22 protein-coding genes are annotated in these 18,699 nt (G+C 41.9%); all 22 read right to left on the bottom strand.

Annotation, left to right across the window (positions count from 1 at the left end):
* Window positions 1–4 precede the first annotated feature (4 nt).
* From AWT60_RS09495 to fliG, 22 genes are read right to left on the bottom strand one after another with little or no spacing between them, the layout of a single operon-like run.
* On the bottom strand, window positions 5–1,078 hold the full coding sequence (locus tag AWT60_RS09495) for a protein-glutamate methylesterase/protein-glutamine glutaminase (protein WP_218677172.1): 1,074 nt from the start codon (window positions 1,076–1,078) through the stop codon (window positions 5–7).
* On the bottom strand, window positions 1,075–1,980 hold the full coding sequence (locus tag AWT60_RS09490) for a MinD/ParA family protein (protein WP_218677189.1): 906 nt from the start codon (window positions 1,978–1,980) through the stop codon (window positions 1,075–1,077). The genes AWT60_RS09495 and AWT60_RS09490 overlap by 4 nt, the downstream gene beginning before the upstream one ends.
* Window positions 1,974–3,092, bottom strand: a complete 1,119-nt coding sequence (gene flhF, locus AWT60_RS09485) for a flagellar biosynthesis GTPase FlhF (RefSeq protein WP_202739065.1) — start codon at window positions 3,090–3,092, stop codon at window positions 1,974–1,976. Before flhF ends, AWT60_RS09490 begins: the two co-directional genes overlap by 7 nt.
* Complete coding sequence (gene flhA, locus AWT60_RS09480; RefSeq protein WP_041109003.1) at window positions 3,092–5,125, bottom strand: flagellar biosynthesis protein FlhA; 2,034 nt, start codon at window positions 5,123–5,125, stop codon at window positions 3,092–3,094. Before flhA ends, flhF begins: the two co-directional genes overlap by 1 nt.
* Window positions 5,126–5,154: 29 nt before the next feature.
* Complete coding sequence (gene flhB, locus AWT60_RS09475; RefSeq protein WP_056766440.1) at window positions 5,155–6,243, bottom strand: flagellar biosynthesis protein FlhB; 1,089 nt, start codon at window positions 6,241–6,243, stop codon at window positions 5,155–5,157.
* Window positions 6,240–7,019: a flagellar biosynthetic protein FliR gene (fliR, locus tag AWT60_RS09470; RefSeq protein ID WP_024426982.1), complete on the bottom strand. Its 780-nt coding sequence runs from the start codon at window positions 7,017–7,019 to the stop codon at window positions 6,240–6,242. Before fliR ends, flhB begins: the two co-directional genes overlap by 4 nt.
* 6 nt (window positions 7,020–7,025) lie before the next feature.
* The gene (gene fliQ / locus AWT60_RS09465) at window positions 7,026–7,295 is read right to left on the bottom strand and encodes a flagellar biosynthesis protein FliQ (RefSeq protein ID WP_003211206.1); all 270 of its coding nucleotides are present in this window, start codon (window positions 7,293–7,295) and stop codon (window positions 7,026–7,028) included.
* Window positions 7,296–7,311: 16 nt separating this feature from the next.
* Window positions 7,312–7,977 (bottom strand): flagellar type III secretion system pore protein FliP, encoded by a 666-nt coding sequence (gene fliP, locus AWT60_RS09460; protein ID WP_008354479.1) that lies wholly within the window; start codon window positions 7,975–7,977, stop codon window positions 7,312–7,314.
* On the bottom strand, window positions 7,970–8,629 hold the full coding sequence (gene fliZ / locus AWT60_RS09455; RefSeq protein ID WP_041109001.1) for a flagella biosynthesis regulatory protein FliZ: 660 nt from the start codon (window positions 8,627–8,629) through the stop codon (window positions 7,970–7,972). Before fliZ ends, fliP begins: the two co-directional genes overlap by 8 nt.
* 18 nt (window positions 8,630–8,647) lie before the next feature.
* Window positions 8,648–9,010 (bottom strand): chemotaxis protein CheY, encoded by a 363-nt coding sequence (cheY, locus tag AWT60_RS09450; RefSeq protein ID WP_007499584.1) that lies wholly within the window; start codon window positions 9,008–9,010, stop codon window positions 8,648–8,650.
* A 27-nt stretch (window positions 9,011–9,037) separates the two neighbouring features.
* The gene (gene fliY, locus AWT60_RS09445; protein WP_024424166.1) at window positions 9,038–10,159 is read right to left on the bottom strand and encodes a flagellar motor switch phosphatase FliY; all 1,122 of its coding nucleotides are present in this window, start codon (window positions 10,157–10,159) and stop codon (window positions 9,038–9,040) included.
* Entirely contained in the window at window positions 10,149–11,147 is a 999-nt protein-coding gene (fliM, locus tag AWT60_RS09440) for a flagellar motor switch protein FliM (protein ID WP_024424167.1), read from the bottom strand. Before fliM ends, fliY begins: the two co-directional genes overlap by 11 nt.
* A gap of 32 nt (window positions 11,148–11,179) precedes the next feature.
* A complete protein-coding gene (gene fliL / locus AWT60_RS09435; protein ID WP_197202461.1) occupies window positions 11,180–11,608 on the bottom strand; it encodes a flagellar basal body-associated protein FliL in 429 nt (142 codons plus the stop codon).
* Window positions 11,605–11,820, bottom strand: a complete 216-nt coding sequence (gene swrD / locus AWT60_RS09430) for a swarming motility protein SwrD (RefSeq protein ID WP_008344794.1) — start codon at window positions 11,818–11,820, stop codon at window positions 11,605–11,607. The genes fliL and swrD overlap by 4 nt, the downstream gene beginning before the upstream one ends.
* Window positions 11,821–11,857: 37 nt before the next feature.
* Window positions 11,858–12,652 (bottom strand): flagellar basal body rod protein FlgG, encoded by a 795-nt coding sequence (flgG, locus tag AWT60_RS09425; protein WP_034281786.1) that lies wholly within the window; start codon window positions 12,650–12,652, stop codon window positions 11,858–11,860.
* Between the two features lie 17 nt (window positions 12,653–12,669).
* On the bottom strand, window positions 12,670–13,116 hold the full coding sequence (flgD, locus tag AWT60_RS09420) for a flagellar hook assembly protein FlgD (RefSeq protein WP_218677171.1): 447 nt from the start codon (window positions 13,114–13,116) through the stop codon (window positions 12,670–12,672).
* Window positions 13,116–14,441, bottom strand: a complete 1,326-nt coding sequence (locus AWT60_RS09415) for a flagellar hook-length control protein FliK (RefSeq protein ID WP_218677170.1) — start codon at window positions 14,439–14,441, stop codon at window positions 13,116–13,118. Before AWT60_RS09415 ends, flgD begins: the two co-directional genes overlap by 1 nt.
* Entirely contained in the window at window positions 14,442–15,143 is a 702-nt protein-coding gene (locus tag AWT60_RS09410) for a MotE family protein (protein ID WP_218677169.1), read from the bottom strand.
* A gap of 12 nt (window positions 15,144–15,155) precedes the next feature.
* Window positions 15,156–15,599, bottom strand: a complete 444-nt coding sequence (fliJ, locus tag AWT60_RS09405; protein ID WP_218677168.1) for a flagellar export protein FliJ — start codon at window positions 15,597–15,599, stop codon at window positions 15,156–15,158.
* 8 nt (window positions 15,600–15,607) lie between these two features.
* Window positions 15,608–16,924 (bottom strand): flagellar protein export ATPase FliI, encoded by a 1,317-nt coding sequence (fliI, locus tag AWT60_RS09400; RefSeq protein WP_197202457.1) that lies wholly within the window; start codon window positions 16,922–16,924, stop codon window positions 15,608–15,610.
* Window positions 16,921–17,685, bottom strand: coding sequence for a flagellar assembly protein FliH (fliH, locus tag AWT60_RS09395; RefSeq protein WP_218677167.1), 765 nt, complete (start codon window positions 17,683–17,685; stop codon window positions 16,921–16,923). The genes fliI and fliH overlap by 4 nt, the downstream gene beginning before the upstream one ends.
* Window positions 17,678–18,694, bottom strand: a complete 1,017-nt coding sequence (gene fliG, locus AWT60_RS09390; protein WP_034281776.1) for a flagellar motor switch protein FliG — start codon at window positions 18,692–18,694, stop codon at window positions 17,678–17,680. The genes fliH and fliG overlap by 8 nt, the downstream gene beginning before the upstream one ends.
* Between the last annotated feature and the right edge of the window lie 5 nt (window positions 18,695–18,699).

The following is an 18,699-nucleotide window of genomic DNA, read 5'->3' as shown; positions in this document are numbered from 1 at the left end:
GTGTTCACGCCCTCTCTTTTTTCATGGAGCTAATAATTGCATGTGCGATGTCATCCACATGCCTTGTTTCATGTGCAAGGCCTGCTTTAATGACTGATTTAGGCATTCCGAAAACAACACATGATTCTTCTTTTTCTGCAATGACTTTCGTATGACCGCTTGCGACCATTTTTTTGACACCTTCAGTACCGTCACTGCCCATCCCTGTCATAATGACAGCGATTTTCTCGTAACCCTTTATGCTGCTGATGGATTCAAATAAATAGTTAACAGATGGCTTGTGCCGGCTTTCCGTGTCTTCAGGGGACAGCCTGATAACAAGTGACCCCCCTTGGTCATGAAGTGACATATTCATTCCACCAGGAGCTATGTAAGCCACTCCATTTTTCGCGATGTCTCCATCTTGCGCTTCTTTAATCGTAATTTGTGATAAATGATCTAACCTAGTAGCAAGTGATGCCGTGAATCCTGCTGGCATATGCTGCACAATCAATATAGGTGCCTCGATGTCCTTAGGCAGCTTCGTTACGACTCGTTGAAGTGCCCTTGGTCCTCCTGTAGATGTTCCGATAGTAATAATCTTTCGGAGTGAGCTGCCTTTTAATGGTTGCAGCCGGGGTGAAGCCACTGGACTTGGCGGCTTTATCACCGGTTTAGGAGACACCTTCTCTTCAGTGCGTTTCCTTGACAGTCCTGCTGCAAGTACCCGCTCTACAATTTGCCCCCTCACTTTGTGCAAATCGAGCGAAATACTTCCCGAAGGCTTTGTCACAAAGTCAAAAGCACCGAGTTCTAAGCAATGGATGGTTAAATCTTTTCCTTGCTTTGTCTGGCTTGACACCATAATCACGGCAAGGTCGTGTTCAGCCAGAATTTGTTTTAATGCTTCTGTCCCATTTAAAACAGGCATTTCCACATCTAACGTGACAACATCTGGATTCAGTTCCTTGATCTGTTTTAAGGCATCTTCCCCATTTCGCGCCGTTCCGACGACTTCTATTTCTTGCTCGGCACTTAGAAAATCACTAATGAGCTTTCTCATAAAGGCCGAGTCATCTACTACTAGCACTCTAATCATGAGTCCACCTTCCTCCTTTTAAAAAAAGAGGACAACTTATCTATAAACGTATGCTGTTCTCTCCGTGCCTCTCTTATCTGCTGATGATATATTGTTTCTGCCAGCATCTTAATCGTTTTACTCAGCCTTGAATGAGGCTGCTTCATATAAAATGGAATTTGTTCTGATACTGCTTTAGGAACCGCAGGATCTTCAGGCACAGCGCCAGCAAATACAAGTTTTCTGTGAAGAAAAGATGTGACCACTCCTGCTAATTTCCGGTAGGTTTCAGACCCTTCTGACGGGGTTTTGCACCGGTTAACAATGATTTGCACAGACCGTTCAAACTGATGAATGGCTAAGTGTTTAATCGCGCTGTAGGCATCCATGATGGATGTTGGCTCTGGCGTAGTCACAACGACCACTTCTCCTGCCGATAAGACAAAAGGCAGCTGATCTTTTGACAAGCCGGCTCCCATATCAAAGAAGATACAATCGAAGTCCTGCATTATTCTTTCCATCTCTTCCAAAAAGAACGACCATTGATCTTTATCTAAAGAAAACAGCTGTTCAAGCCCGCTTCCGCCAGAAATGTAATATAGGTTGTCCGTTCCTTTTGTCATGGCTGCTTGGAAGGATTTTTTTCTAACGAGAACATCTAATATAGAACTAGTCGATGTTTTCCCTAGTAAAATATCAATATTCCCCATCCCAAAATCAAGATCGATCACTAACACTCTTCTCTCTGTACTTGCAATAGACAGTGCCATATTCAGGGTCAAATTCGATTTACCTACCCCGCCTTTACCGCTCATGACGGCAATGGTTTTTGCCTGTCCGCTACCGTTAAGAGGAGCCGGTGTGATGATTTGACTCTGCTGAACTAGTTTTCTTAACCCTTCTGCTTGGTCGGGCTTCATGATTGTAAAACCATCCTTGTAAGTTCAAGAGGAGAACCTTCAAGAATATCCTCAGGCACATTTTGACCATTTGTTAAAAAACCAAGTTTGATTTGAGAGTCAGCAATGATTTGAAAAATGGTTCCCATCGTGTCCGTTTCATCTACTTTTGTAAAAATGAATTGATTGATTGGAACGTGCTCAAAGCGTTTGACCATGGCTTTCATGTCTTGATACTTCGATGTGGCACTCATCACGAGAAAACTTTGAATGCTCTCATCGAATGGAATAATGTCGGTCAGCTCTTTGATATACGCTTCTTCTTTAAAGTTACGACCTGCTGTATCGATGAAGATATGATCATACTCTTTAAAGGTCTCTTGGGCTTTTACAAAATCCTCTCTTGAATAACAAACCTCAAGCGGTGCATTCAGCAGTTCAGCATATGTTTTCAGCTGTTCGATCGCTGCTATCCGGTACGTATCGGTTGTAATAAAAGCGATTTTCTTTTGCTGTTGAATGGCCGTTTTAGCAGCCAGCTTTGCAATCGTTGTCGTTTTACCAGCTCCGGTTGAACCGAACAGTACAATGTATTTTGAAGAAATCATCGGCTCATCAGAGGTTTTAGCTGGCAGCATATCTGTCAGCAGTTGTTCAAGTTCTTTTTTTATGTGATTTTCTTTAACCGCGCCCTTTGTTAAAAGACCCTTCAGGCATTCGTCTCGAATGGCATCATCAAGCCCTTGATCCTTTAGCTTTTGATCGATTGCTATGAGAGGATCAGGCAAAATACCCGCATGCCGTTCATTCCTCACATATTCTAAAGGCTGAGTATGAGAAGGCGCTGGTTTCGCCGCCTTGGGAGCAAATGAAGGCTCTTCGGGCAGCTGTTGAACTTGTTCCTTTTTTGGTAATACTGGAAGAGGCGGCGCAGGGTTTAACCCTTTACCAGCTCTTTCTTCGAAATCTTGATCCAGCACTGCAATCACTTCGACCATTTGCTGTTTCTTCAAACCGAACAGTTTGCGTTTGACAACGGTTTTAGAATTTAAAATAACGGCATCTTTCCCAAGCTGCTGCCTGATTTGAATCGTTGCCTCCTGCATAGAATTTGCTGTGATTTTTTTCATTTTCATTAGATATCCACCACTCCGATGCTCTGTACTTCCACATTCGCTTCTAGTTCGTTATAAGATAGTACCGGTAAATCTGGGAAATATCTTTCTAACAACTGCTTAACGTACATTCTTATAGGAGGTGAGCATAATAGAACCGGCGTTTCCTGACGAAGCGAAAGCTGTTCAATTTCTCTCGCCACTGATTGAATCACACTTTCAGAGGATTCTGGATCTAACGATAAGTAGTTTCCATGCTCTGTCTGCTGAACGCTGTCTGCAATCACCTTTTCTACTCGGCCTGAGCATGTCACGACTTTGAGTGATTCATTTTCTCTTGCATACTGTGCGGTAATCTGTCTTGCGAGCGCCTGTCTCACATACTCTGTTAATAAATCAGTATCAGTCGTTAATTTTCCGTAGTCTGCAAGCGTCTCAAAAATGGTGACAAGGTTTCGGATAGAGACCTTTTCTTTCAGCAGCTTCGCCAGTACTTTTTGAATATCACCGACTGCCAGCGGATTTGGCGTTACCTCATCCACTAAGACAGGATAACTTTCTTTCAGATGATCGATTAATTGCTTCGTTTCTTGGCGTCCGAGCAGCTCGTGTGTGTTTTGTCTAATCTTCTCTGTGATGTGAGTAGACACAACAGAAGCTGGGTCCACAACCGTATAGCCTAGCATCTCAGCCTGATCTTTTTCTGCTTCTGATATCCATTTAGCCGGCAGACCAAAGGATGGTTCGATTGTTTCAATTCCTTCAATCGGATCATCATCAGGCGTTGGGGACATCGCTAAGTAATGATCGAGCAGCAGCTCACCTTTTGCTACTTCGTTCCCTTTAATTTTCAACCGGTATTCATTTGGGTTCAGTGCAATATTGTCCCTGATTCGGACGACTGGAATGACAAGACCAAGTTCGAGGGCAAGCTGCCTTCGGATCATCACAATTCGGTCTAACAGGTCACCGCCCTGATTTGCATCAGCGAGCGGGATCAGGCCGTAGCCAAATTCAAATTCAATGGCATCCATTTGCAGGAGATGAATAACACTTTCTGGACTTTTCATCTCTTCTACCTCTGCTTGTTCCTCCAGTACCTCTTCGATTTCTTCTTGGTCTTGTTTGTTTTTCGACATCATGTATGCGCCAAGGGCAAGTAAACCTGCGATCGGCCCTGTCAAAAGGATGCCGATTGGTGTAAACAGCCCAAGAAGGAAGATCGTGCCTGCTGTCACATAAAGCATGGCTGGGAATGCAAAGAGCTGCCCTGTAATATCTGATCCAAGGTTTCCGTTAGAAGCAGCTCTCGTCACGACAATCCCTGTTGCCGTTGAGATGAGGAGGGCCGGAATTTGTGAAACGATTCCGTCCCCTACCGTTAATAGGGTAAAGTGGGAAGCTGATTCTTGAATCGACATTCCTTGCTGAAGCATCCCGATAATGATTCCAAATATAATATTGATGATGACGATGATAATACCTGCGATGGCGTCCCCTTTAACGAACTTACTGGCACCATCCATCGCTCCATAAAAGTCTGCTTCTCTCGCTACTTTTTCACGGCGGTTTCTTGCTTCACTTTCGGTCAGCATTCCTGCATTTAAATCTGCGTCAATACTCATTTGTTTACCTGGCATCGCATCGAGTGTAAATCTTGCCGCAACCTCTGATACACGCTCTGCCCCTTTTGTGATAACAATAAACTGAATGATGATCAGGATAAGGAAAACAACAAGACCAACGAGGACATTTCCTCCAACAACAAATGAACCGAACGTTTCGACAACCTTTCCAGCATCTCCTGTTGAAAGAATAGAACGTGTTGTAGAGATGTTTAGCCCTAAACGAAACAGCGTTAAGAGCAAAAGCAATGATGGAAAAATTGAAAATTGCAGTGGTTCTTGCATGTTCATTGTGGTGAGAAGCACGATAAGCGCAAGAGAAATATTAATAATGATTAAAATACTTAATAAAATGGGCGGAAACGGTATGACCAGCATCGCCACAATTAAAATAACACTGAATAAAACAGATAAATCTCTTGCTGACATGCCTGTTCTCTCCTTTTAAAACCAAAAATTCATAAAATCTTTTGTTTCGTTTTATAGACGTAAGCTAAAATTTCTGCGATGGCCTTAAAGTATTCTTCCGGCACCGCTTGGTCGATGTCGACCTGATCATAGAGCGCGCGGGCAAGCGGGCGGTTCTCTACAGTCATGACATCATGTTCTTTCGCAATCGTTCTAATTTTCAAAGCCAAAATATCCGTACCCTTTGCCACAACAAAGGGCGCATCCATTTTTTCTTCATCATACTTTAAAGCAATGGCATAGTGGGTTGGGTTTGTAATGATGACGTCCGCTTTTGGGACTTCCTGCATCATCCGTCTCATGGCCATTTCCCGCTGACGCTGTTTAATCTTTGATTTGATAAGCGGGTCACCCTCTGATTTTTTATACTCATCTTTGATGTCTTGTTTCGACATCCGCAAGTTTTTTTCATAATCAAATTTCTGATACATATAATCAAGCCCTGCCAAAATCAAAAGAGCACCAGCAGCATACAGCCCCATAATTAAGGTCATATTTGCAACGAAATGAAGGGTTTCCTCTGCTGTTAATAAAGGAAGCCGCAGAATTTCGTCAAAGTGCATCCAAAGAGCAATAAATGTCGCAAAGCCAACAAAGCCAATTTTCAAAATGGATTTTAATAGCTCTACGAGGGCTCGAATACTGTATATCCGTTTAAACCCTTTGATTGGGTCAAGCTTTTCTAATTTCGGTTTGATCACTTCTGCCGAAAAGAGAAAGCCGACTTGTAAATAGTTACTGATAATCCCCGCCAGCATGCCAACACCAAGGATTGGCATGAGGAGGAGCCCTGTTTCCTGAAGCAATTCCAAGAATAGTTGATGAATATTAGATGTGCTAACCTTCATTAGCATGGTTGTTGAATAAAAACGTTCTATGAGCGCGATAATCCGCTCTTTCATAAAAGGCCCAATAAAAAAGAATGATAAAAAAATTAATAGAAATGAGATGGCTGTATTGACGTCGGTACTTTTGGCAACCTGTCCTTTTTTACGTGAATCCCGCCTTTTTTTCGGCGTTGCTTTTTCTGTTTTTTCACCTGCGAAAAATTGCAAGTCTAGTCTAAGCCTTGTCATCATGACGAACCACCGACCAATGCTAAGAAATTCCTCATGGTGAGTACAATCGTTTCAAATGTATTTTGGACAACACCGAAGATGACGCCCATACAGATGATGATCATAATAAAACTCACACCCATTTTAATAGGAAGTCCAACCACAAATACGTTCATTTGCGGAACTGTACGTGCCACAATCCCCAGCGCCAAATCGACTAAAAACAGACTTGCCACGACAGGTGCCGAGATTTGAAAGGCGATGATAAACATTTGGTTGAAGCTTTTTGCGATAAAGTAAGCAAAGGATTCACTGCCGAAATTCAGCGCGTATTGATCAACTGCAATGTATTGAAAGCTGTAATAGATTCCATCAAGCAGCAAATGATGTGCGTTTGTTGCCAGCATCAACAGCAATGTGACCGTATAAAAAAACTGTCCCATCAGCGGTGTCTGCGCCCCTGTTTGTGGGTCAATAATATTGGCAATCGCAAAACCCATTTGAAAATCAATGAATGAGCCGGCAATCTGAACAGCGGACACCATGATGTATGCAATCAGCCCAAGCAGAAGTCCGACCATTGCTTCTTTCACCGCAAGCATCATATAAAGACCGTCTATGTCGAGTGCTGGCGGTTCTTTTATGGTGCTAAAACTAATGACAGCTAAAAACAGTGAGAATCCAACTCTGTGTACAGCTGGGATCGTTCTATGCGCTAAAAGCGGTACTGTCACAAAAAAAGCGGTGATCCGAATAAAAACTAAAAGAAAAGCAGGGAATAATTCTATGATTGACATCGCTTGTTAACCTGCAAATCGATCTAAATTCGAGAACAGCTCTGTCGTAAAGGACACGATTGTTGAAAGCATCCATGGACCAAACACAACAAGCCCAATGAGTACAGCAACAATCTTAGGAATAAACGCAAGCGTCTGTTCTTGAATTTGGGTTGTCGCCTGAAACACACTGACAATCAGTCCCACAATAAGTGCGAGCGCTAGAAGCGGCCCACTCACAAGCAATACTACATACACTGATCTTTCAGCCATCGTAATGACAAATTCTGAACTCATGTTTTAAGCACCTACTCTAAAAGCTTTGCAGCAAAGATTTAACTATCAAATACCATCCATCGACTAAAACAAATAACAATATTTTGAAAGGGAGCGATATCATAACCGGCGGAAGCATCATCATCCCCATTGACATCAGAACACTTGCGACCACCATGTCAATAATTAAAAATGGAATAAAGATCATAAAACCAATTTGAAATGCCGTCTTTAATTCTGAAATAGCAAAAGCGGGAACCATCGCCGTTAATGGAATATCTTTAATCGATTCAGGTGTATCCATTTTTGCGTAGCTAAGAAATAAAGCCAAATCTTTCTGTCTTGTATGTTTACTCATAAACTCTTTAATAGGCACTTCGGCTTTTTCATACGCCTGATTTAACGTGATGTCATCATTTAAAAGCGGCGTCAGCGCCTCTTTATTAATCTGTGAGAACGTGGGCGCCATGATAAAAAATGTGAGAAACAAAGCAAGTCCAACAAGCACTTGGTTTGGCGGCATTGAGTTGGTTGCAAGTGATGTTCTGACGAATGAAAGTACAATCACAATCCGTGTAAAACAAGTCATTAAAATGAGAATGCCCGGTGCAACCGAAAATACAGTTAAAAGTAATAGAAGACGGACAGATGTGCTGATATTTCCTGCACCGCTGGAATTAAATAAATCGATAAACTCATTCATTTTGTTTCGGGCCTTTCTTTCTGACTTCTGATTGGGTCTTTTTCAATTCGGCTAGCTGAGCCTTTAAATTGGCTGAAAAAGAAGAAGTGGTCGGCTGATCATGTTTCTTTACCTGCGATGTGAATTTTTGAACCATTTTTGGCAAATCGGTTTTGCTTTCCATCGCTTCTTCATATTGTTTCACGATTGCTTCACATTCTTGTTCATCATCAATCTCTTTTAGCAGCTGGATTGAGTCTGCTACGCCGACAACTAATACTCTTTTGCCCACTTTGATCAGCTGGACTGAACGGTTTTGTCCGACTGTCGTTCCGCCAATATTTTCAACATATCGAAATGGTTTGAGTAAGCGGTTTTGCTTACCAACAAATCTCACCAATCCATAAATAAGCAGGATGACAAAAAGTAAGGCACCAATCATTTTGACAAAATCCATAATGGAGACAGAAGAAGAGGGAACTTCTTCTGCCGGATTCGTTTGATTGTCAGTGGTTTTCTTCTCTGTATCCTTTTTGCTTTCTTTCTCACCTTTGAGCCAGTCATTCACTGTGCCATTCTCAGAATCTTTCGTTTCGGCAAACAGTGAGGCAGGCTGCATCGTCAAGAAAAGCATAAAACTGATCATTGCTATACATATCAAACGTTTTTTCAACAAATCTTACACCCTTTTTTAGCCTAACGTTTTATTAATTGCTTCAAGTACGCGGTCTGCCTGGAATGGCTTCACGATAAAGTCTTTTGCACCTGCTTGGATCGCGTCAATAACCATTGACTGCTGTCCCATAGCAGAACACATGATGATTTTTGCAGAAGCATCGATTTGTTTAATTTCTTTTAGTGCAGTGATTCCGTCCATTTCTGGCATTGTGATATCCATTGTGACAAGATCAGGAGATGTTTCTTTGTATTTTTCAACTGCTTGTGCGCCGTTTTCTGCTTCTCCTACTACATCAAATCCGTTTTTTACAAGAATATCCTTGATCATCATTCTCATGAATGCTGCATCATCTACGATTAATACCTTAGTAGCCATTTACTTATTCTCTCCCTATATGTTTGTTTATTTTAAATTAGAAAGTCTTTCTGACTGACTTAAAATATCAGTCACACGAACACCAAAGTTCTCATCAATGACAACGACTTCCCCTTTGGCGACGATTCGTTTGTTAACTAGAATGTCTACTGGCTCACCAGCAAGTTTGTCCAGTTCAATGATACTTCCAGCTGAAAGCTCAAGAACTTCTTTCACACTGCGCTGAGTTCTTCCAAGTTCCACCGTAATGGAAAGCGGAATGTCCATCAGCATATCAAGGTTTCCAAGCTGGCTTGTTGTATGCTGAGGCTCACTGAACGATTCAAATTCAACTGGCGCCACATTTACAGGTGCTGCCGGCTTTGGCTTCGCCTGTCTTTTCGGCGGTGCTGCTTGCTGCGCTGGGGCAGACTGCGTTTGCGGAGCTGCCGGCTGAGGTTCAGGTGCACTCACTTCTTCTTGAACCGGCTCTTCTTCTTGCGCAGGATCTGTTAATTCTGCAATTAAATCCTTCGCAAATGTAATAGGATAAAGCTGCATAATATTTGAATCGATGAGTTCACCTATTTTTAATCTGAAGGATACTTTGACAAGCATTTCTTCAGCTGGAATGCGGTCTGTCCCTTCTCCTTCTTTCACATCAAGTAATTCGACACGCGGCGGAGAAATATCAATCTTTTTATTAAAGACAGTCGACATGGATGTCGCAGCAGAACCCATCATTTGGTTCATTGCTTCTTGTACTGCACTTAAGTGAATCTCACTTAAAGAAGGGTCAGCATTTGTCCCGTCTCCGCCCATCATTAAGTCCGCAATAACTGCTGCATCTGTTTGCTGGACAACAAGCAGGTTACTTGCGCTGAAACCTTCCGTATAATTCACTTCAATAGCGACATACGGATGAGGAAATTCCTCATTCAGCATACTTTTTTGAATCACTGTAACAGTTGGAGTTGTAATCTCCACTTTTTGATTTAATAGGGTTGAAAGTGCTGTTGCAGAGCTGCCAAATGATATATTTCCGATTTCTCCAATGGCATCTTGCTCCATTGCAGAAAGGATTGTATCAGGCTCTATATCGTCATTGCTGCCTCCTTTAAGGAGCGCATCGATTTCGTCTTGTGATAATTTACTTCCGTTATTCTCCATCTTCTTCACCTCTTATGTCGTGATCTAGAATTTGAATCGCCTGTTTCCGATTCACGCGGCCGGCCTGTCCCAAGAATTTCGGTTTATTTCCGACCATAACAGTAAGAGGCGCATTTACTGGTTTGTCCAAGGCAATACAATCACCAATTTCCAAATTCAAAAACTCTTCCACCGTCATTTCCGATTGTCCCAGCTCTGCGACTACCGGTATTTTTGCCTTCATAATCCGTTTTTCAATGGCCTTTGTTTCTTGCTGTTTTGGTTCATTTCGTTCAGACTGCATCCAGTAGTGTACAGACAGCTTCGGAATAATAGGCTCTAATACAACGTGAGGAATACATAGGTTAATAACCCCGCTTACCTCGCCAATCTGTGTATTAAGAGAAATGACGACAACTGTTTCGTTTGGTGACACCATTTGAACAAACTGGGGATTTACCTCGAAATCTGCCATTTCAGGCTCGATGTCGGTTATGGACTGCCACGCTTCTCTGTAATTTTCCAAAGCTCCCTCAAACATGTTTGAGATAATCTTTGTTTCAATTTCTGTAAGTGATTCTGTCTTATTATGACTAATGCCAATCCCGCCCATCAGCCTGTCCATCATCGCATAGCCGATTGTTGGGTTTACTTCAAGCATGATTCTTCCTTCAAGCGGGCTGACATAAAATAAGTTTAATAATGTCATATTAGGAATCGAACGAATAAATTCTTCGTATGGTACTTGGTCAACCGAGCTGACAGTAATTTGAATATATGATCTTAGCTGCGCTGAAAAATGCGTGGTGAGCAGTCTAGCGAAGTTATCGTGAATCCTTGTTAAACTTCGAATCTGGTCTTTTGAAAAGCGCAGTGCACGTTTAAAGTCATACACCTTCACTTTTTTCGTCGTTTCCTCTTTTTTCAGCTCTTCTGCATCCATTTCGCCTGTTGAGATGGCGGATAATAATGCGTCGATCTCATTCTGGGAAAGCACTTCTCCTGACATTTCTTCACCTCCATCGCGTTAATTAATCGCCTCTATTGCAGATTAAAGGAGGTTATATATACTTCTTTCACCTTGCCATCTTGCAAATAGTTATTCACTCTGTTTTTGACTTGTGTTTTAAAATGTTCTCTGCCTTTTTTGCCATCAAGTTCATCTGCATTCGTGTCTGATAAAATATCGATTACAGCATCTTTTACTTGGAAACTTCTTTTCTCAAGCTCTGATTTTGCTTTTTCAGAGTCCGTTTCAATATTCAGGACAAGTTTGACAGCATTTCCTTCAGATTTTAAATTGGTGATAATCTCAGGAATTTCAACAGAAGCTTTTACAACTTCATCTGCTGTTGGCTCTTTTTCGGCTTTTGCTTCGTCTGACCCATTCAGCAGAAAAAAGATGCCTGCTCCAATTCCGACGATGGCAATAATCATGATTAGCATTACTACGACTAATTTCTTCTTCATTCAAACTCCTCTATTCCTTGATTCAATGAAATGACTTGGATTTTTCTGTAGAAAGAAATGATTTTCTCTTGAAGCTGCTCTTCATCTTCTTTCACAACGAATTTCTTTCCATTGGCCAAAGTAATGGTCGTGTCTGGAAAACTTTCGATTTGCTCGATATGGAGAGCGTTCAGCATAAATCCTTTGCCATTTAATCTTGTCACTTCAATCATTTTAAGCAGAGAAGCGAGCACCCGCTCCCCCTACCTCCTATCGTTTCAGATTCACAAGCTCTTGCAGAATTTCATCAGATGTTGTGATCGTCTTTGCATTCGATTGGAATCCACGCTGCGCGATAATCATTTCGGTAAACTCATCTGTTAAATCAACGTTTGACATTTCAAGTTTCCCTGTTTGAAGTTCACCTGTTCCTTGACTTCCAGGAGCGATGGCATTACTTGGCGCACCGGAACTGAGCGTTTGGCGGTATAGGTTATCCCCAACTTTATCTAAACCTCCTGCATTACTGAATGACACAAGTGATACTTGCCCAACAGTACGAGAAACGTTGTTCTCAACAACAGAAACGGTCCCATCTGGCCCAACACTGACACTTGACACATTGTCGCTTGGAATGTTGATTCTTTGCCCATCCATGCCAAGTAGATAGTTTCCATCAGGTGTTGCCAAATCCCCATTTGAATCAGGTTTGAAGTTCCCTGTTCTTGTAAATAGGATTTCACCTTGCTTTTGAATGCGGAAAAATCCATCTCCATTAATATAGAAATCAAATGGTTCGTCTGTATTTTGAGAAGAACCTGATTTCATGATTTTATCAATAGAAGATAAAGAGGACCCTAAACCAATTTGTTTTGAGTTGATTGAACCAGAGTTGTTCGTTGGTCCACCTGAGCTTGAAATGGTTTGGCTGACCATATCTTTAAACGTGATACGGCTTTTTTTGTATCCATGTGTATTAACGTTGGCTACGTTGTTGGCTACCACATCTAATTTTGATTGGAAGTTTTTCATTCCGCTAATTCCTGAGTAAAGTGAGCGTAACATTTATTTTCCTCCTCGAATTACTTCGTTTTTTCTCCAACTGCTGTAACATCCCAAGGGCTGATTTTCGTTCCATCCTCTAAAACAAGTAAGTATTCATTGTCTATGTTTTTAACAGACTTCACAGTGCCCGATATCTCTTTATCATCCAATTTGCCCGATACTTCTTTACCAATCCAGCCTACATACGTCGTAAACGGATCTTGGTGTGCAACAAATGTAGACATGAGCTGATTCAGCTTGGTGATCGAATCGTTCATATTGGTTTGCTGTTCTAAAGATGAAAATGTCGCAAGCTGCGTGACAAACTCACGGTCATCAAGCGGGTTTGTCGGATCTTGGTTTTGAAGCTGCGTGAGCAAAATTTTCAAGAATTGATCTTTACCAAGCGTATCTGTTTTCTTTTCTGCTTTTGAAGAAGTGTCTGTTAGTGCGGCTGTTCTATTCGTAGCATCAACTGTTGCCATTAGATCTCCTCCTCTTCTTCATCTGACCCAACAAGAGCATCCAGTACATCTTGGAATTCTGCTTCCTGTTCATCAGCCTGCTGGAAATTCTGTCCTTTTGGCTGCTGCTGCTTGTTTTCTTCACTAAACTGTCCAAATAACGGCTGCTCATTTGATTGAAGCGGTATATGGAAACGGTCCACTTGAACCGACATATTCGGAAGCGCCTGCTTGAGCTGCGGCAGATGATGCTCTAACAGCTCTTTCGCTGCTTGCGTCGAGGCTGTAATTTTACTCGCATACATACCGTTTTGCTTGGTTAGCTGAATGGTAATGAATCCAAGATTTTCTGGATTTAATCGAACGGTAAAGCGTCCGCTTGAATTGCCAAACGGCGTGAATTTCATTTGCTTCCACGTGTTTAGAATTTGCTGATCAACTGTTCCCGGCTTTTCATCAGTCGTTTGTGTCTGCTGAACAGGAGCCGCTGACTGCAGTTGGAAAAACTGCTTATGACCTGGCAAAAGTGTATGGGTCATTATTTTTTCAGAAGCTGGTGCAGCAGCGCTTTGTCCTTTAACGACTTCTTTTTTGATGAGCCACTCAAGAGATGCATTCCCTTTTGCCGGAGAAGCGAGAGTAGATTCTTGTTTTGGAGAGATTAGTTCCTTCAACTCTCCTAGTGAAATTTTCCACTCTTTGTCAGACCCTTTCGCATTCGCCATCATATGGTCGATTAACTGATTAAAGTGCTTTAGCTCACTTTGAGTCATCGAATTCAGCTTGGGTGCTGATCCCTGCGAGAAGAACTGCTCTTTTACTTGCTGAATGAGTTTTTCATCTACCCCGTTTTTCGAGAGAAAGTGGATGAAGTCTTGACCTTTCCCTTCAATATCCTGCACAAGTTTCGCATCAAAGCTTGGCGGCTGTTGATTGAGCAATTGATAGATGAAAAAGTGGACTTGTATGAGCTGTTCACTATGTTCAGAACCTGGCTTTTCAGCTTGATCACCGTAAATGGAAGATTCCATTTTTTGAAATAACTCTTCAAGTGTTTTGAGATCGGATGATTCAAGCGTTTGACCTTGTAGTGTTTGAAGCGCACTTAGTAGGTCTGCGCTCATTCCTTCTTCAGGTGATTGCATCCATTTTTCAACAATTTGCATCGCATCATTGATAGAAAGAGAGGTAAGAGCGGCTGTCTCAGCATGAACAGGCCCGCTTTGAGCGCCTGCTCCGCTAAGCAATTGTTTAAACAAACCGCGTGCAGATGCAGCGCCGTCTCCTTTTAGCCCTGAGAGACCTTGAGAAGATTGCTGTAAGGCTCCAATATCCAATAGCTTCACTTATTGTCCACCCCCATTTTCACTTTCTTCTTTTTTGGCAAGCTCTTTTGTAAACGTTGCTGCCTTCTGAGGTGTCAGTTTTGCTAATATGTCTGTCAGTTTATTTTTGCTCAGCTCTTCAAGGATTTTTAACGCCTCTTTATCACTTAATTCTGATAAAATTTTGGCGGATTTCCCTGGGTCCATGCTTTCATAAATGCTGGCGACCTTTCCTTTTGTCTGCTGATTAGAGGATGCCGCTGCATCAGAGGACGTTCCTGCCGAGTTATTACCTGACGTGTTATTTGATGAGCTGTTATTCGATGAACTGTCATTGGCTGACGTATTCTTTTCATCATTTTCAGATGTTTTTTCAAGTGAGTTGATTTTTTGATTCAGTCTCTTAATCTCTTCATCACTTGTTTTCAAATCTTTTTGTGCAATTTCGAGTTCATTTTTTTGCTCTTTAATGGTCTTTTTCAGTTCTTTCAACTCTGCATCGCTTTGATCATTAGATGAAGATGACGTTTTTGAGTTGTCATCTGAACCAACTAAGCTGCTAATCACCGGAATGTTTTGGAGCGGTTTTTTTAGATCAAAACCTGCCATATAAAGGATTGTGCCAGTGACAATCACAAGCACAATCAATGGGATGATGACAATAAACAAGATCCATTGAAATTTCCCGCCACCTGATTCCTTCGTTTTTTCCTTCTTAGGCATTCATCTCGACTCCTAATGTCCTTGAAACATGAATTGGCTGATAGAGATATCATCCATTTCTTTCATTTCAATTGCCTTATGTTCAAGGGAGAACTTTTCAAATTGCTTTTCTTTCATTTTTTCAAACTTTTTAAACTCAATGTTTTTTTCAGTTAAATCAGATTGTTTTTCATTCATTTGATTGCGTTTCATGATCACAAGCTGCTGATAATGCTGGATGGTGTTATCTAAGTTGGTCACAAATTGCTGGTAATGACGCATTTCTTGAACACTCATTCCACTTCTCAGCTTTTCTTCTTTGCTTTTTTCCATTAGCTCTTTTTTACTCATATTTTCATAGAGTTTTTCAGCAACTTGCTCAAATGCCGAAACGGATTGTTGGTATGCTGCGAGTGACTTGTCTTTTTCACTTTCTTTCAGTTCTAAGAGCTTTTGAAACTTGTATTGATATCTCACTGTTTTTGTCAATCCTCTCTATTCATCAAACTGAGCAATAAACTCACACTGTCTTCAATAGATACAGCCTCTTCTACATCCTGCTTCAAAAATGTAATCAGATGAGGGTAAGCCTGCATGGCCTCATCGATATCTTTGGAGGAGCCTTTTTTATATGCTCCAATATTAATGAGGTCTTCAGCGTTTTGATAAGTGGATAAAAGCTGGCGGAACCGGTTAGCCGCCTCCTTGTGATCATGACTTGCGATATTACTCATGACACGGCTGATACTTTTCAGAATGTTAACAGCGGGAAATTGTCCTTTGTTGGCTAAAGCACGATCAAGTACAATGTGCCCGTCAAGGATCCCCCTCACTGTATCAGCAATCGGCTCGTTCATATCGTCCCCATCAACAAGCACTGTGTAAAACGCTGTGATGGAACCAAGCTGATTTGTCCCAGTTCGTTCGAGCAATTTTGGCAGTATAGCGAACACTGAAGGTGTATATCCTTTTGTTGTTGGCGGCTCGCCAGTTGCGAGTCCTATTTCCCTTTGCGCCATGGCGACCCTTGTAACAGAATCCATCATGAACATGACATTTTTGCCTCTGTCCCTGAAATACTCCGCAATAGCTGTTGCTGTATACGCAGCTTTCAGTCTCGTCAGTGCAGGCTGGTCAGAAGTTGCAACGACAACAATGGATCGCTTCAGTCCTTCAGCACCTAAATCCTTTTCAATAAATTCACGAACTTCACGGCCACGCTCTCCCACAAGGGCAATGATATTCAGGTCTGCTTCTGTCTGCTTTGCAATCATCCCCATTAAGGTACTTTTTCCAACACCACTTCCGGCAAAAATCCCGATCCTTTGACCAGTGCCAACTGTGAGCAGACTGTCAATCACTCTAACACCAACACCCATCTTTTCTCGAATAGGCGGCCTGTCCATTGGATTTGGAGGTGACTGATCTGTCGAAACAGGTGCAAGTCCCTTTGGGAGCATACTGCCATCAAGCGGATGACCGAAGGCATCAACGACTTCACCAATTAATCCAGTCCCTACTTTGACCTTCAGCGACTCACCGGTCGCTTCAACAAGACTTCCTGGTGAAATATTGGATGCTTCTACATAAGGCATGAGCAGAATGTTTTCATCTCTAAATCCTACGACCTCTGCTTTTATCGGATGGTGCTTGCTCCCTTTTTTATGAATGAGACACACATCACCGATCGAACTCTCCGGCCCCTTAGATTCAATCATCAGCCCAACCACTCGATTGACTTTACCAAATCGTTTATAAGGATCGGCGGTTTCAATCGTTTCTTTTAGTACATCCATTTTCATTTGTGATCACCTGAATCAATGACTTCTAATAATTTTTCTTTCAACTGATTCATTTGGGTATCAACACTCGCTTCTACTTTTCCAAAACTTGTTTCTACATAACAAGTTCCTTTTGGCGCTTTTTCATCCGAGTAAATGGCAAGGTGTGTATCCTTTTGAAGGATTCTAATCAATTCGTCTTTATATTCCATCACATGCTCGTAATGTTCAGGGTCAACATAGATGGAAATATCATCATATTCTTTCACTTCTGAAATGACCTGCTTCACAAGAGTCAAAAATGGATCTTTCGTGTCCTCAGCTGCATTCCAAACGCGTTTGGCGAGTTCAAAAGCGAGTTCCACAATTTGCTCAGCAGAGCTTTCAATTTTTTCTTCGTAATCCTGCCTTGCAAGACTGACGATGTCATTTGCTTGATCAAGAATAGCTTGGTACTGCATATTCGCATCTGCTTCGCCCTTTTGGAAGCCGTCTTGATAACCTGCTTGTTTCGCTTCTTCAATAAGCTGCATTCTTTCTTCTTCAAAATCAGTTCTGCGCTGATTGATTTCAGCCATTGTTTTTTCCAGCTCACTGTTTGCTTGTTCTAATATGCGGCTCGCTTGATCTTCTGCATCACTGAGTACAAGCTGTGATGCTTCGGTTTCATTGACAAGCTCTTCTTCGTGATGTTCTCTTTTAAAGTTTACTTGCTGTAAAGGAATCGTTTGCCGTCCTTGTTCAGGAATAACAGATGTTTCATGTTTGATAATCCTAGACAATGATATCGTCTCCTCCGCCTCGAGCTATGACGATTTCTCCAGCTTCCTCAAGTCGTCTTACGATGCTGACAATACGGGTTTGTGCTTCCTCGACATCTCTAAGCCGGACTGGCCCCATAAACTCCATTTCTTCTTTGAATGTTTCGACCATCCGCTGTGACATGTTGCGGAAGACAATTTCTTTGACTTCTTCGCTTGCCACTTTGAGTGCGAGCAATAAGTCATCATTTTCAACATCTCTGATGACGCGCTGAATCGCTCTGCTGTCAAGAGTGACAATATCTTCAAAGACAAACATACGTTTCTTAATTTCATCCGCAAGCTCTGGATCTTGAATTTCAAGTGTGTCTAAAATGGTCTTCTCAGTAGCACGGTCTACACCATTTAGCACTTCTACTACCGCTTCGACTCCGCCCGTTTGCGTATAGTCCTGCGTAAAGGTTGAAGAAAGCTTTTGTTCAAGAATACGTTCCACCTCATTGATGATCTCTGGAGATGTGCGGTCCATTAAGGCAATACGTCTCGCAACCTCAGTTTGTACTTCCTCGCCTAACTCAGATAAAATTTGCCCAGCCTGCACTGGATCCAGGTAGGAAAGGATAAGTGCAATCGTTTGTGGATGCTCATGCTGGATAAAGTTTAAAATTTGTTCTGGGTCAGCCTTTCGAGCAAAATCAAATGGTTTCACTTGAAGAGAGGATGTTAGCCTGTTTAAGATGCTGTCCGCTTTGTCCTCACCAAGCGCTTTTTCAAGCACTTGTCTTGCGTACATAAGACCGCCCTGCGATATGTAGTCCTGCGCGATGGCAATGCTGTGAAACTCTTCGATGACTTCATCTTTTTTAGCAGTATCTACACTTCGTACATTAGAAATTTCTAATGTTAATTTTTCTATTTCGTCTTCAGACAGATGTTTGTATACAGATGCTGACACGTCTAGCCCTAAGGAAATCATTAGGATTGCTGCTTTTTGTCTGCCTGTTAGTCGATTTGGATCTTTTCTCGACATGTGTA

Source organism: Bacillus sp. F2HM (assembly GCF_019266135.1).
Taxonomy (GTDB): Bacteria; Bacillota; Bacilli; order Bacillales; family Bacillaceae; genus Bacillus; species Bacillus safensis.
Note: the sequence above shows the minus strand (reverse complement) of the source record. Positions and strands in the feature narration are given on the sequence as shown.